12 protein-coding genes and 1 pseudogene are annotated in these 13,417 nt (G+C 66.3%); all 13 read right to left on the bottom strand.

Features of this window, described 5'->3' with window-relative positions; genetic code table 11:
- Positions 1-11: 11 nt before the first annotated feature.
- Positions 12-788, bottom strand: coding sequence for a spheroidene monooxygenase (locus LL06_RS13995; protein ID WP_152599615.1), 777 nt, complete (start codon positions 786-788; stop codon positions 12-14).
- 58 nt (positions 789-846) lie between these two features.
- Positions 847-2,064 (bottom strand): 5-aminolevulinate synthase, encoded by a 1,218-nt coding sequence (hemA, locus tag LL06_RS13990; RefSeq protein WP_035527922.1) that lies wholly within the window; start codon positions 2,062-2,064, stop codon positions 847-849.
- 19 nt (positions 2,065-2,083) lie between these two features.
- The gene (gene puhE / locus LL06_RS13985; protein ID WP_052161570.1) at positions 2,084-2,929 is read right to left on the bottom strand and encodes a putative photosynthetic complex assembly protein PuhE; all 846 of its coding nucleotides are present in this window, start codon (positions 2,927-2,929) and stop codon (positions 2,084-2,086) included.
- Between the two features lie 10 nt (positions 2,930-2,939).
- Positions 2,940-4,034, bottom strand: a complete 1,095-nt coding sequence (acsF, locus tag LL06_RS13980) for a magnesium-protoporphyrin IX monomethyl ester (oxidative) cyclase (RefSeq protein WP_035527920.1) — start codon at positions 4,032-4,034, stop codon at positions 2,940-2,942.
- Entirely contained in the window at positions 4,031-4,336 is a 306-nt protein-coding gene (locus LL06_RS13975; RefSeq protein WP_035527918.1) for a hypothetical protein, read from the bottom strand. Before LL06_RS13975 ends, acsF begins: the two co-directional genes overlap by 4 nt.
- Positions 4,333-4,839 (bottom strand): photosynthetic complex assembly protein PuhC, encoded by a 507-nt coding sequence (gene puhC, locus LL06_RS13970; protein WP_035527917.1) that lies wholly within the window; start codon positions 4,837-4,839, stop codon positions 4,333-4,335. The genes LL06_RS13975 and puhC overlap by 4 nt, the downstream gene beginning before the upstream one ends.
- Positions 4,840-4,843: 4 nt before the next feature.
- Positions 4,844-5,521, bottom strand: coding sequence for a photosynthetic complex putative assembly protein PuhB (gene puhB, locus LL06_RS13965; RefSeq protein WP_035527915.1), 678 nt, complete (start codon positions 5,519-5,521; stop codon positions 4,844-4,846).
- Positions 5,518-6,315, bottom strand: coding sequence for a photosynthetic reaction center subunit H (gene puhA, locus LL06_RS13960; protein WP_035527913.1), 798 nt, complete (start codon positions 6,313-6,315; stop codon positions 5,518-5,520). The genes puhB and puhA overlap by 4 nt, the downstream gene beginning before the upstream one ends.
- Positions 6,316-6,341: 26 nt before the next feature.
- Positions 6,342-7,784 carry a BCD family MFS transporter gene (locus LL06_RS13955; RefSeq protein WP_035527910.1) on the bottom strand — a complete coding sequence of 481 codons (1,443 nt, stop codon included), beginning with the start codon at positions 7,782-7,784 and terminating at the stop codon, positions 6,342-6,344.
- Positions 7,781-8,482, bottom strand: a complete 702-nt coding sequence (bchM, locus tag LL06_RS13950) for a magnesium protoporphyrin IX methyltransferase (protein ID WP_035527907.1) — start codon at positions 8,480-8,482, stop codon at positions 7,781-7,783. The genes LL06_RS13955 and bchM overlap by 4 nt, the downstream gene beginning before the upstream one ends.
- 10 nt (positions 8,483-8,492) lie before the next feature.
- Entirely contained in the window at positions 8,493-9,407 is a 915-nt protein-coding gene (gene bchL, locus LL06_RS13945) for a ferredoxin:protochlorophyllide reductase (ATP-dependent) iron-sulfur ATP-binding protein (RefSeq protein ID WP_152599617.1), read from the bottom strand.
- A gap of 26 nt (positions 9,408-9,433) precedes the next feature.
- On the bottom strand, positions 9,434-13,192 hold the full coding sequence (locus LL06_RS13940; RefSeq protein ID WP_035527902.1) for a magnesium chelatase subunit H: 3,759 nt from the start codon (positions 13,190-13,192) through the stop codon (positions 9,434-9,436).
- Positions 13,167-13,417: pseudogene (locus LL06_RS28245) on the bottom strand (ferredoxin:protochlorophyllide reductase (ATP-dependent) subunit B); the annotation flags it as partial. The pseudogene LL06_RS28245 and the gene LL06_RS13940, both read right to left, overlap by 26 nt.

Here is a 13,417-nt window from a genome sequence, read left to right as displayed (position 1 = left end):
CGTCCTGTCTTTCATGCCGCGGGGGCCGTGCGTGCGGCCCGGCCGGCGCCGTCGGCGCGGGTGGCCGCCTGCGCCGCGGGGGTGGGGATCCTGAGCGCCTCCACGTCGGTCAGTCCCTGCCAGCTTCCCTCGATAGCCAGCAGGTTGAACCGCGTGAAGCAGTATTCCGAGAACCAGTCGTCCTTGTAGGCGATCCGCACTGCCTCGCCATGGGTGGCGCTGCGGCGCGAGAACGCCTCCATGGCCGCAATCGAGGTCCAGGCCGACAGGGTCACCTGGTGAAGCCACGGGATTTCCCCGGTGCCGATCATGAAGTGCCGCTCCGGCTCGGCCTCCGCCGTGTCCGAGATCGCCGGCACCCGCGGCCAGAAGCGCATCAGCTTGGACGGCCGGATCGACGCGCGGGTCATCGCCACCACCGGCATGCGCTGCCCGGGCGCGTCCTCGGCCACCTCGAACACGTGCCCGTCCCACTGGCCCCGCGTGGTCACGGGTTCGAGATAGAGCGTGGCCATCCGGTCTGCCGTCTTGCGGTAGCCGTCGAGCGCGCCCGCGGACGCGATGCGCGCGCGGGCGATCTCCAGCGACGGCCATTCGGCCAGCAGCGTGTAGACGCCGAAATTCGGGCGCGTCGAAAATCCCGCGCCCGACCCGGTGCCCATCAGCTTGAGGAATCTGAGATCCGCCATCCTGCGCAGGGCAGGCTTCGCCATCCCCATCTGCGAGAACGCCCACAGGCGCCGGCGCAGCGAGGAGAACTCGAACAGCGAAAACGTCACCACCGTCATGGGCATTCCCTACCGGTGCCTCAAGGATGTGACCCTATCATGGCTTGCCTGGCCAGGATCAGGCCACCGCGCGCGAAAGTGCGCACTGCGACCACAAATCGCACAGCGAGTCCACCAGATGCCTGAGGTCGTCGTCGCTGTGCATCGGCGTCGGCGTGAACCGGAGCCGTTCGGTGCCGACCGGAACGGTCGGATAATTGATCGGCTGGACATAGACCCCGTAGGTGTCGAGCAGGATGTCGGAGATCCATTTGCACTTCTTGGCGTCACCCACCATCACCGGCACGATATGGCTCGGATTGCGCATGTGCGGGATGCCCTTGGCGTCGAGCATGGCGCGGAACTTCGCCACGTTGCTGCGGTGGCCGGCGCGTTCGATCTGGCTCTGCTTGAGATGCCTGATCGAGGCTGTGGCGCCCGCGGCCAGCGCCGGCGGAATGGCGGTGGTGAAGATGAAGCCCGAGGAGAAGCTGCGGATGAAGTCGCACACCGCCCGCGAACCGGTGATGTAGCCGCCCATCACGCCAAACGCCTTGCCGAGCGTGCCTTCGATGATCGTCACCCGGTCCATCAGCCCGTCGCGCTCGGCGACGCCGCCGCCGCGCGGCCCGTACATGCCGACCGCGTGGACTTCGTCGAGATAGGTCATGGCGCCGAAGCGCTCGGCCACGTCCAGGATCTCGCCGATCGGCGCGATGTCGCCGTCCATGGAATAGACGCTCTCGAACGCCACCAGCTTCGGCGCCTTGGGATCGTCGGCCGCCATCATCGCCGCCAGGTGCTTGGGATCGTTGTGGCGCCAGAGGCGCTTTTCGGCGCGGCTGTGGCGGATGCCCTCGATCATCGAGGCGTGGTTGAGCGCATCCGAATAGATGATCAGGCCGGGGATCCTGGCGCCGAGCGTGCCGAGCGCCGCCCAGTTGGATACATAGCCCGAGGAGAAGATCAGCGCCGATTCCTTGCCGTGCAGATCCGCCAGCTCGTTTTCCAGCAGCACATGCGCATGGTTGGTGCCCGAGATGTTGCGGGTGCCGCCCGCGCCGGCGCCGCACTGGTCGATGGCTTCATGCATGGCCGCGATCACCTTGGCGTTCTGTCCCATGCCGAGATAATCGTTCGAGCACCAGACGGTGACGTCATGGGTGCTGCCGTCAGCGCGGTGCCGGGTCGCCCGGGGGAACCCGCCGGCATGCCGCTCGAGTTCCGCGAAGACGCGGTAGTTGCCGGCCGCGTGCAGCGTGTCGAGCTGCGATGTGAAGTAGCGGTTGAAGTCCATGTGGGTGATCCCCCTTGTCTCAGGCCCGCGCAGGCGCACGGGAAGTTTCCGATTCCGGTGTGGTGTGAAGTGTCGCCCGGTTCTCCCGGGTCTTGTTCGAAGTCTTTTTCTTGGTCTTGTCCATCGCCCAGCCCCAGAGGGCGGAATCGCGAACCGGCAAAACCAGAAACAGGTGTTCAATCAGCGCCAGCCCCGCGAAGGCGGCGAGCAGGGTCCATTTGACCGCGCCGTGGTCTGTCTCCGCCGTGGCCGCCGCGAAGACCAGCCAGGCCAGCAGAGCCGCGCTTCCCGTGAGCGAGACATAGAACCAGCCGCTGGTCCGGTCGGTGCGGAAATAGCTTTTGAGATAGGACAGGCGATCCGGCAGCATGTCGCTGATCGCGTGCCGGGCGCCGAGATAGATGTTGAGCTTGGTGGAAATCCGCATCACCCAGAGCAGGCCGAACGCCAGCAGCCCGGTGGTGTTCTCGGCCCCGCCCATGAACCATACCAGCCCCAGCATCGTGGCAAACAGCGCGATCTCGTGGTCCCGCACGGTCAGGAACGCGGCGCGGAACCGCGTCTTCTCGTGCGGCGCCTCCGAGGCGGCGATGCGCCGCGGCCCGGTCACCAACCCGATCAGGAACGTGGTCTCGTGCCAGGCCCACAGCGCCAGGGCAGAGAAGAAGGCGACATAGGCCGACACCGCGGTGGCGCCGTCCTCAGCGGTGGCGGCGAGGCCGATGACGCCGATCGTCGCCACGCCGGTGGCGAGCGCCATCACGGTCTTGAAATAGCGGCTTCCCGCCCGCGCCAGCGCCAGGACCAGCCCGGTGGCGACCCACCAGGCGACACTAGCGATCAGGACTGCTGACAGGAAGGTCATCGCGGGCTCCTTACCAGACCGGCTGCAGCCGGCTTTTTTCCGGCACGCGGTTGGTCTTGGTGGGGATCATGTAGAGCCGGGCGAAGGTCAGCGCCGCACGGCCCGTGTGCCAGCCCTTGGCGATCCTGCCCATCATGCCGCCGCGCTCGACCGCCGCGTTGACGTCGGCATTGATGGCGTTGAGCTTGCGCAGGCAGGCGATGAAGGCGGGATGGTCGAGATCCAGCGTCAGCGGAAATACCTGCTTGGTGATTTCGCTCGTCAGGCGGAACACCCGCATGTCGTAGTCCTCGATGCCGATGTCGAGCGCCTTGTGAAACGCCGGCCGCGCATGGTCGCGCACATACATGGTGGCGAACACCGCCAGCAGGAAGAACTTGATCCAGTAGGTGTTGATGCCCGAGGTCAGCTTCGGATCCGAGCGCATGATCAGCGAGAACGCCTCGCCGTGCCGGAACTCGTCATTGCACCATTCCTGGAACCACTTGAAGATCGGATGGAAGCGCTTTTCCGGGTGCTGCTGCAGATGCCGGAAGATGGTGATGTAGCGGGCATAGCCGATCTTCTCGGACAGATAGGTGGCGTAATAGATGAATTTCGGGCGGAAATAGGTGTATTTCTTCGCCTTGGCGAGGAAGCCCATGTTGACGCCGATGTTGAACTCCTTGAGCGCATCGTTGATGAAGCCGGCATGGCGGCTTTCATCGCGGCTCATCAGCCCGAACAGCTCGCAGATCTCCGCATTCGTGCCGCGGCGCTTCATCTCCTTGTAGAGCACGCAGCCGGAGAACTCCGCCGTCAGCGACGAGACCAGGAAATCGATGAACTCCCGGCGCAATTCGTCGGGCAGCGCGTCGATGTCGATCTGGTCCCAGTCGGCGTTGCGCTTGAAGTGGCCCTTGTTGGGGTCCGAGCGCATTTCGGCGATCAGCGCATCCCATTCCTCGCGGACGCCGGAGACGTCGAGGCGGTCCATCTCGTCGAAATCGGTGGTGTAGAAGCGCGGGTTGAGCATCGTCGATTCGACCGCTGTCTTGGTCGTGTCGTTGATGTCGGCGGGGGTCGTCTTCGCCCTGGCGAGATCGGGTTCAACGTGCTTGTTCATGCCCGTGCCCTCTCTGAAAAGCTGAACTCGCACAGTTCCATGAACTCGAAATCGCCCGTGGCGCGCGTCCAGGTGCGCTCGAGCAGGCTCGCGCGGGTGATGGTGGCAGTGCGGCGGAAGGTCTCGCGGTGGCCATAGGGCACCTCGACGGGCGAGCCGTGCACGATCACCTCGTCGCCGGGATAGACCACGACGCCATTGTCAAAGCGTAAGTGCGCGCCCAGTTCCTCGAATGTGTTGTTGATTTCCACGGTGCACGGAACCTCCTCCTTGCGCCGTCCTATCAGCGGTGTCTTGCTCATGGCTTCTTATTCCCTCTCGAAGCTAGCAGTTCAGCATAGGCGGCGGCGTTGTCAGGCCCGAAGGCGTTGAGGTAGAGCCGTTCGCCGGTGGCGGTATCGGAGAGCGACACGGAGCCGTTCTCCCATTCGATCAGCCGGTAGGGCAGGGTGTCGGGCTTCTCGGCCACGAGCCGCATGCGCGACAGTGCCCTCAATGAGCCGCGGATGAACCCGCCTTCTTCCGGCAGAAGAATCCTGATGATCTCGCCCGTCTGGGCGTCGGTGATGGTGATCTTGGTGTCATGGGCGCCGGCGATGACGATGTCGCGGATCGCCACCGGCTGGCCATAGACATTGACCATGGTGCCGACGCCGGTCTGCATCCCGAACAGGATGGCGCTCATGGCGAATCCGATCAGCCCCAGCCCCATCACCAATGGCATCCGCGGAAACCGGCTCGCGGTCCGGCCGGATTTCTGCGGGGCGCCATTGGCATGGGGAAAACCTGGGGTGAGCGCGTTCATGATCTTACTCCGCGGCTTGGATCAGCGGACCGCCGGAAACCCGGCCGGTCTGGGTTGGGGAGGGCGACGGCCGGGCCGCCGCGTCGGGAGCGCGCGTGCCGGCGAGCGCCGCAGCCAGCACGTTGCCGGCGATCGCCACGTCCTTGAGGCAGATGAGCTGCGGCATCAGCGCGCCCTTGCGAAAGCCCCGCACATGCGGCCAGAACACCAGCCAGGACAGCCGGTCGCCCGGCATGAGCGTGAGCGCGATGTCGCCGACGCCGTTCTTGCCTTCGCGCATGTCCACCGAGACGATCCGCGTGAACGGCAGGTTGAACGTCGCCGACAGCGCCACGCCGATGCGCATGACGATGCGCCTGTTGGTGATGGTGTAGAGCGTCGTCTTCTGCACGCCCCAGGCAAAGGCCTCCATGAGGCCTATGCCGATCGTCGACAGGATGGTCAGCGCGCCCGACGAGAACAGGATCTCGCTCGGCTGGCGGCCGTCATAGAGGCCGGCGGAGATGTTCCAGATGACGAGAACCGCGAAATATCCCGCGATCCAGCGCGTCTTCATCACGCGCCGGGAGACCGCCGCCGAAGACGGTGCGCCCTGCCACAAGATGTATTCGCCGTCCGGGAGCCGGGCCGGAAGGCCCGGCACCGGCTCGTAATCGTGCTCGGGTCCGCCGGTCTCGCTCATGCCAGCGGCTCCTGGCGGCTCGGCACGGCGTAGAGAAGGCCGGAACCGAAATAGGCCATGATCCTGTCTTCCTCGAGCAGGGTGATGCTCTCGGGCATCTTGGTGGCCGGCACATGCGCGAACTGCTCGCCGAGCAGCGCATTGACGTAGAAGATGCGGCTGCCGTCCCGGATCTTGCGGAAGGTGCCGAAGTTGATCGGCACCAGCACCGTCCGGGGCGCCACGCCGACTTCCGTCAGCACTTCGAGATAGCGCAGCATCTGCTCCGACTGGTCGACCCAGATGTCGGTGATCGTGCCGGCGACGACCAGGTCGAAGCCGACCACGCGCAGGCCGATCGGGTTGATCTCGCCCTCGGCGATGTAGAAATCGGGCGCCACCCTGAGCGGCACGATCTTGGGGCCGCCTTCATGCCGGAGATCCGGCGTGTCGGAGCGCTCCGCCCAGGATCCCGGACCGATCGAATCGAGCATCGGGTTCGGGCCGGTCGGCACGTATGGTGCGCCGGAGAAATTGGCGAGCTTGACGCCCGGCACAGGCCGGTCGGCATTGTCGCGCCGCGCATTGGGCACCTTCACCTCGCCATGGCCGTGCGGCAGCAGGAAGGTCTTCGCCGGCGGCACGAACAACCAGTCGTCCCGGTTGAAGTAGCCGGACTGATCGGCCTCGAGCGGATAGCCCTCGCGGCGGTCTTCCTGGCGGATGTAGAACAGCAGGAATGCGAAAAACACCCAGAACGCATAGAGCGTGACCTGGGCAACATCGATATAGGATGTGATGGCTCCGGTTTGCATGACTTTCTCCTTCAAGAGTCCGGCGGTCAGCCGGGCATTTCGGCCAGTCCGAAGCGGGGGCTCCGGGCCTGGTGTGGAATTTGACGCCGTGCGGCGAGCGGCCCGAGGACCGCGAGCGCCGCAAACAGCAGCCCGATTTCGAGGTGGTAGACGACACTGTATCCGGCGGCCGGCGCGGTCATCGCCGCACCCGGCGCGGCGCCGGCGACCATTCCGTTGACGGCGTCGCGGATCAGCCCGCCCGCGGCCAAGCCGAGGCCGATGGCCGTGGCCTGCACGGCGCCCCAGGCTCCGATCGCGAGGCCGTTGTCGGATTTCTCGGCGATGTCCATCGCCGCGAGCATCGTGCAGACGGCAAACAGCCCGCCGCCAAAGCCGATGATGCCGGCGCCCAGCCGGAACAGGTTGGCGGCATCGAGCGGTTCGGAGAAGATGATCGCCGAAAAGCCGAGGATGCCCGCCACCAGGCCGAGGGCCGCGAGCCGGTACATGTTGGCGCCCTTCTGCAGGGCGCGGCCGGCATGGCTGAAGCCGATCAGCGTGCCGGTGGCCCAGATCGCGGTCAGCAGCGTCGTCTGGCTGACCGTGAGCCGCAGCACCTCACCGCCATAGGGCTCGAGCAGCACGTCCTGCATCGAGAAGGCGGCCGAGCCGAAGGCCACGGCGACCAGCAGCCGCAGGGTGCCCTTTTCCTTGCGGTACGCGCCGAAGGCTTCGGCGAAACTCGCCGTCGGGCGCTCATGACGGGTCGCCACGGGGTCGCGCGGCTCCTGCTTCCACAGGCAGATGATGTTGAGCACCACGGTGGCGACCGCCGCCCCCTGGACCACCTTGATCAGCAGCAGCGGGGAATAATCGCGCAGCAGGATGGCGAACACGATCGACGACAGCAGCATGCCCACCAGCAGCATCACATACATCAGCGCCACCACCCGCGGCCGGGTCTTCTCGGCCGACAGATCGGTCGCCAGCGCCAGGCCCGCGGTCTGGGCCATGTGCATGCCGACGCCAGTCAGAAGGAAGGCCAGCAGCGCGCCCGCAGGCCCGCCCCAGGACGGGCCGGTGGTCTGCGAATGCAGCACCAGCAGGGCGAACGGCATGATCGCCAGCCCGCCGAACTGCAGGATCGTGCCGAGCCAGATATAGGGCACCCGGCGCACGCCGAGCGCCGATTTATAGGTGTCGGAGCGATGGCCGATCAGCGCCCGGAACGGGGCCGCCAGCACCGGGATCGCCACCATCAGCGCCACCAGCGAGGTGGGCACGCCGAGCTCGACGATCATCACCCGGTTGAGCGTGCCCGTGAGCAGCACCGCCGCCATGCCGATCGACCACTGGAACATCGACAGCCTGATGAGGCGCGACAGCGGCAGGTCCTCGGTCGCCGCATCCGCGAACGGCAGGTAGCGCGGCCCGAGAGACTTCCATTTGTCCAGCATCTTGCGGTTGGCTTTGGCGACCAGGCTCATGACCGGGCGAGCTCCTGTGCTTCGGAAATGTAGAATCCCCGGGAGATCCGGGTCGGCGCATGGCTCCGCCAGCCCTCCATGCCGGGCCGCTCGAGCGTCTGCGCGATCAGCCGGTTGATCGCCACCGGCTGGATCGCCGGCGACCGGTCGCCGCGCGGAAACATCTTGCCGACCGCCTGCATCACCACCAGCGGCCTGGTCCGCGGCGCCAGCGTGAACACCATCTTGCGGCGGGTGCGGCGCGCCAGCCCCGCGATCGCCGCCGCCGCGGCGTCGGCGTCGTAGTGAATGAGCGCGTCCATCGAGACGACGCCGTCGAATTCGCCATGCTCGGGGGAGAGCATGTCGCCGGCGATCAGCCTGACCGAGCCGCCACCCGCGATCTCGGGCAGCGCCTCGTTGGCGTGGCTCACCATCTGCGGCGACAGGTCGACGCCGAGCACGTGGGCGCCGCGGTGCGCGAGCTCGATGGCGAGCGGGCCGGCGCCGCAGCCGGCGTCGAGAATGCGCCAGCCGCTCAGGTCCTGCGGGAAGCGCCTGAGGATCTCGGCCCGCATCGCCTCGCGCCCGGCGCGCACGGTGGCGCGCACGCCCGAGACCTTCTCCGTCGAGGTCAGGCGCTTCCAGGCTTCGAGCGCAGTGCGGTCGAAATAATGCTGGATCTCGTCCCGGCGCTTGATGTAGGCGGCGTCGTGCATGGTCCCGGTCTCACTCAAAGCCGAGGAAATCGAAGATTTCCCGGTCCTTCATCGGATTGGCGGCCAGCTCCTCTGTGCCGGCCCACAGGGTTTCGGCCAGCTTCATGTATTCCTGCTGGATCGACACGATCTCCGGGTGGTCGCCCATCTCGAACAGCGTGCATTTCTTGAGCCGGCTGCGGCGCACCGCGTCGGAATCGACGATATGGGCCAGGCGTTTCAGGCCGATGGCCTCGTTGTAGCGGTCGATCTGGTCGGTGTTCTTCGAGCGGTTGGCGATGACCCCGCCGAGCCGCACGTCGTAGTTCTTCGACTTGGCCTTGATGGCGGCGACGATGCGGTTCATGGCGAAGATCGAGTCGAAATCATTGGCGGCGACGACGACCGCGCGCTCGGCGTGCTGCAGCGGCGAGGCGAAGCCGCCGCAGACCACGTCGCCCAGCACGTCGAAGATCACCACGTCGGTGTCCTCGAGCAGGTGGTGCTCCTTCAGCAGCTTCACCGTCTGGCCGACCACATAGCCGCCGCAACCGGTGCCCGCGGGCGGCCCGCCGGCCTCGACGCATTGCACGCCATTGTAGCCCTCGAACACGAAGTCCTCGGTCCGGAGTTCCTCGGGATGGAAGTCGACGCCTTCCAGAACGTCGATCACCGTCGGGATCAGGCTCTTGGTCAGCGTGAAGGTGGAATCATGCTTGGGGTCGCAGCCGATCTGCAGCACCCGCTTGCCCAGGAGCGAAAACGCCACCGACAGGTTCGACGAGGTGGTCGACTTGCCGATGCCGCCCTTGCCGTAGATGGCGAAGACCTTGGCCTTGCCGGCGTCCATCTCGGTTTCGAGATGAACCTGGACGCTGCCGTCTCCGTCGCCATCGCCGTTGAGGCCGGCGGCGTCGCGGAGCTTCGCGGTTCTCGCTTCATCCATGATGGTGCGGGGGTGGGTGAAAAGGTTCATTCTGCAGCCTCCACGGACAAGCCTTCGGCACGATCTTCCATTTCCTCGCCCGCTGCGCACAGCGCGGCCCAGGTCTCGTCGTCCGGCGTCCAAAAGTTTCTGTCTTTGGCCTCGATGAGGCGGTTGACCATGCGCAGGGAGGATGCCGGATTGAGTTCGGACAGCCTGCGGCGCATGGTTTCGTCGAGTATGAAGGTCTCGCTCAGCTTCTGGTACACCCAGGGCTGCACGTCGCCGGTGGTTGCCGACCAGCCCATCGTGTTGGAGATCTGGGCCTCGATCTGGCGCACGCCTTCATAGCCATGCGCCAGCATGCCTTCGAACCATTTCGGGTTGAGCGAGCGGGTGCGCGTTTCGAGCGCCACCTGTTCGCCCAGCGTCCGCACCCGTCCTTCGCCCTGGGTCTGGTCGGAGATGAACACCGGCAGTTGCTTGCCGCCCTTGGCCAGCGACACCGCTTTGGAGATGCCGCCGAGCGTGTCGAAATAATGATCGATCGTGGTCACGCCGAGCTCGACCGAATCGAGGTTCTGGTAGGCCATGTCGACCTTGGCGAAGACGTCGTTGAGCAGTTCGACCTGCGCCGAGGACTTGCCCTTGCGGTCGATCGCAAAGCCCTTGCGGGCGGTGTACATGTCGGCGATTTCCTGGTCGTCGGTCCAGGCGCTGGAGCCGACGAGGAAATTGACGTTGGCGCCATAGGCGCCCTCGGCATTGGAGAACACCCGGTAGGCAGCGTGTTCGATGTCGCAGCCGTGTTCCGCGGCATAGTCGATCGCGTGCTTGCGGATGAAGTTCATCTCCACGGGCTCGTCGGCGATGGCGGCGATATAGGAGGCCTCCGCCAGCATCGAGGCCTGCAGCGGCAGCAGGTCGCGGAAGATCCCCGACAGCGTCATCACCGCGTCGATGCGCGGGCGCTTGAGCTCCTCGAGCGGGATCAACTCGGCGCCGCACACCCGGTTGTAGGCGTCGAGCCGCGGCCGCGCGCCCATCAGCGCCAGCGCCTGGGCCATCGGGCCGCCTTCGGATTTGAGGTTGTCGGTGCCCCACAGCACGATGGCGATGGTCTCGGGCAGCTTGCCGTCGGTCTCGAAATAGCGCTCCAGCACCTTGGCTGCCTGGCGGGCGCCATCCTTGACCGCATAGGCGCTCGGGATGCCGAACGGGTCGAAGCCATGGATGTTGCGGCCGGTGGGCAGCATGTCGGGCCGGCGCAGCAGGTCGCCCGAGGGCGAGGGGGCGACGAAGCGGCCGTCGAGCGCGGTGATGATGCCGTCGAGCTCGCGGTTGTTGGCGAGGTTTGCGTTGGCGCGCACCAGCCGGTCGATGAGCGCGATCTTCTCCTCGCCGCCCGTCCGCGCGGCCCTGACCGCGGCCTGATCTGAATCGACGATGGCGTCGATCACCTGGGCGCCGGGCGTGCCCGCATCATCGGCTTCGGCGATCAGCGTGAGCATTTCGCGGCGTTCCGCCTCGCTCATGGCGCGGCCGGCGACATGCAGCCCGTGCGGGATCAGGGCGTATTCGAGCTCCAGCATCGCCGCGTTGAGCGCGCTCACATAGGCGGCGCGGTCGAGGGTCGAGGCGCCGCGCAGCAGTTCCAGCATCTCGGCCTGGGCCACCACCAGCTCGAAGGTTTCGGAATATTCGGTCTCCTGGCTCGCATCGAGATTGCGCAGCCGGTCGAGCGAGGATTTCAGCTCGCTCAGGCCCTTGTAGAGGCCGGCATTGGTCACCGGCGGGGTCAGGTAGGAGACCAGCGTCGCCGCCGAGCGGCGCTTGGCGATGGTGCCTTCGGACGGGTTGTTGGCGGCATAGAGATAGAAGTTCGGCAGGTCGCCGATCAGCCGGTCCGGCCAGCACTTGGACGACATGCCGGACTGCTTGCCGGGCATGAATTCGAGCGCGCCATGGGTGCCGAAATGCAGGACCGCATCGGCGCGGAAGGTGCGCTTGAGATAGGTGTAGAAGGCGGCGAAGGCGTGGGTGGGTGCAAACCCCTTCTCGAACAACAGCCGCATCGGGTCGCCCTCGTAGCCGAAGCCCGGCTGCACCGCGACGAGGATGTTGCCAAACTGGCGGCCGAGCACGAAGATCGACTGGCCGTTGGTGAAGATCCGGCCCGGCGCCGGACCCCAGGCGGCCTCGATCTCGGAGAGATATTTCTCGTTGCGCACATGGTCGTCGGCGCTGACCATGGCGTGCACATTGGCAAGCGCGCCGTAGGAGGCGGCGTTGCCGTTGAGCACCATGTCGCGCAGCGCCTCGGGGCTTTCCGGCACCTCGATCGTGTAGCCCTCGGCCTGCAGGCGCAGCATCGTGGCGTGCAGCGATTCGAACACCGACAGGAAGGCCGCGGTGCCCATGTTGCCGGCGTTCGGCGGGAAGTTGAAGATGGTGAGCGCCACCTTGCGCTTGGCCCGCTCGCTCTTGCGCAGCGCGACCAGCTTCTCGATGCGGCCGGCCAGCACTTCCACCCGTTCCGGATGCGCGCTCATGCAGGAGCGGCCCTTGGGGCAGGCGCCCAGCTTGCGGGCGCAGGAGCAGGCCTGGTCGCCGTCCCGGTTTTCGGTGCGCCCGCCGAACACCATCGTGCCGGTGGCGCCGTCGAGTTCCGGGATCGCCACCATGATGGTGGTCTCGATCGGCATCAGCCCCTGGTCGGAGGCTTCCCAGCGTTCGATCGACTGGAATTCGGTGACGTGGGCGGCGACATAGGGCACGTCGAGGCCCGACAGCACTTCCGCAGCGGCGGCGGCATCGGAATAGGCGGGGCCGCCGACGAGCGAGAAGCCGGTGAGCGACAGCATCGCGTCGATCGTGACGCCGGTCTTGCCGCCCGACAGGAACTGCCGCACCGGCCCGCGCATGTCGAGGCCGGAGCAGAACACCGGCACCACATTGATGCCGCGGCGCTCGAGCGACCGGATGACGCCGTCATAATGGCCGGTGTCGCCCGACAGGATGTAGGAGCGCAAGAGCAGCAGCCCGACCGTGCCCTTGGCGTCGCGCTTCGAAGGAAGCGCGCCGATCGAGGCGCTGACCCGGCCCTTGATGTCGGGATGGTAGACGCCCTGGTCCGGATACTCGACCGGGGCGGCCGCGGGCACCGTGCCGCGATAGGCGCGGCGCTCGCCGTCGGCGTATTTATCGACCAGCAGCCGCACCAGATTGGCGATGTTGGCGTCGGACGCCGCGATCCGGTACTGCATGGCGAGGAAGTAGTTGCGCACGTCCTGGGCGGTGCCGGGGATGAACCGCAGCAGCTTCGGCAGCCGCTTGAGCATCGCCATCTGGCGCTCGCCGGCGGTGCGGCCGGTGTCCTTGCTGGTCTTCGATCGGTCGCCGCGCAGTTTCTTGAGGATGGCCAGCGGGCCCTTCTGCTCGCCGTCCATCTTGAAGCGCCCCATGGTGGTGTTCTTCATGATTTCGCCGGCCGACATGCAGCACATCATCGCGTCGCACTGGTCGCGCCTTGCTGCCAGGTCCGGCCCGATCGCCTTGACGTGGTCCTCGATGAACAGCATGGAGGCGACGATGATGTTGCCCTTGGCGATGTCGTCCCTGCACGCCTGCAGCCTGTCGGGATGGTCGTTCCAGTCGGTCGCCGCATGCACCGTGAGCCGCAGGTTCGGAATGTCGGCCGAAAGCATCTTGCGCGCATCGTCGACCGCCGCCGTCATGTGGTTGTCGAGCGTGATCAGAACAACATTGACCGGGGCGGAACTAGCGCCCGAAGTGTGCTTTGGCATCGTACAGTGTCTCGATCGTGATCGGGTTGAGGCCGTTCTGGGCGGCATAGGATTCCGTGTTTCGCCGCGCCTTCCCGCGGACAAAGAAGGGGATCTTGCGGAGTTCGCGTTCGGCGTCGATGGTCCAGGACGGCTCGCCCGGAGCGGCGGCGGAAGCCGCTGCCGGCTGGGTGTGAATGGGCTCCGCGGCTTCGGCCGCCGCGGGGGCGGTGTCGGCTTCGCCGG

Source organism: Hoeflea sp. BAL378, from assembly GCF_000759435.1.
In the GTDB taxonomy this organism is placed as follows: domain Bacteria; phylum Pseudomonadota; class Alphaproteobacteria; order Rhizobiales; family Rhizobiaceae; genus Hoeflea.
Note: the sequence above shows the minus strand (reverse complement) of the source record. Positions and strands in the feature narration are given on the sequence as shown.

Excerpts from the sequence above, each read along its gene's own strand:
- LL06_RS13995 (WP_152599615.1), bottom strand. The coding sequence starts at position 788 with ATGACGGTGGTGACGTTTTCGCTGTTCGAGTTCTCCTCGCTGCGCCGG.
- hemA (WP_035527922.1), bottom strand. The coding sequence starts at position 2,064 with ATGGACTTCAACCGCTACTTCACATCGCAGCTCGACACGCTGCACGCG.
- puhE (WP_052161570.1), bottom strand. The coding sequence starts at position 2,929 with ATGACCTTCCTGTCAGCAGTCCTGATCGCTAGTGTCGCCTGGTGGGTC.
- acsF (WP_035527920.1), bottom strand. The coding sequence starts at position 4,034 with ATGAACAAGCACGTTGAACCCGATCTCGCCAGGGCGAAGACGACCCCC.
- LL06_RS13975 (WP_035527918.1), bottom strand. The coding sequence starts at position 4,336 with ATGAGCAAGACACCGCTGATAGGACGGCGCAAGGAGGAGGTTCCGTGC.
- puhC (WP_035527917.1), bottom strand. The coding sequence starts at position 4,839 with ATGAACGCGCTCACCCCAGGTTTTCCCCATGCCAATGGCGCCCCGCAG.
- puhB (WP_035527915.1), bottom strand. The coding sequence starts at position 5,521 with ATGAGCGAGACCGGCGGACCCGAGCACGATTACGAGCCGGTGCCGGGC.
- puhA (WP_035527913.1), bottom strand. The coding sequence starts at position 6,315 with ATGCAAACCGGAGCCATCACATCCTATATCGATGTTGCCCAGGTCACG.
- LL06_RS13955 (WP_035527910.1), bottom strand. The coding sequence starts at position 7,784 with ATGAGCCTGGTCGCCAAAGCCAACCGCAAGATGCTGGACAAATGGAAG.
- bchM (WP_035527907.1), bottom strand. The coding sequence starts at position 8,482 with ATGCACGACGCCGCCTACATCAAGCGCCGGGACGAGATCCAGCATTAT.
- bchL (WP_152599617.1), bottom strand. The coding sequence starts at position 9,407 with ATGGATGAAGCGAGAACCGCGAAGCTCCGCGACGCCGCCGGCCTCAAC.
- LL06_RS13940 (WP_035527902.1), bottom strand. The coding sequence starts at position 13,192 with ATGCCAAAGCACACTTCGGGCGCTAGTTCCGCCCCGGTCAATGTTGTT.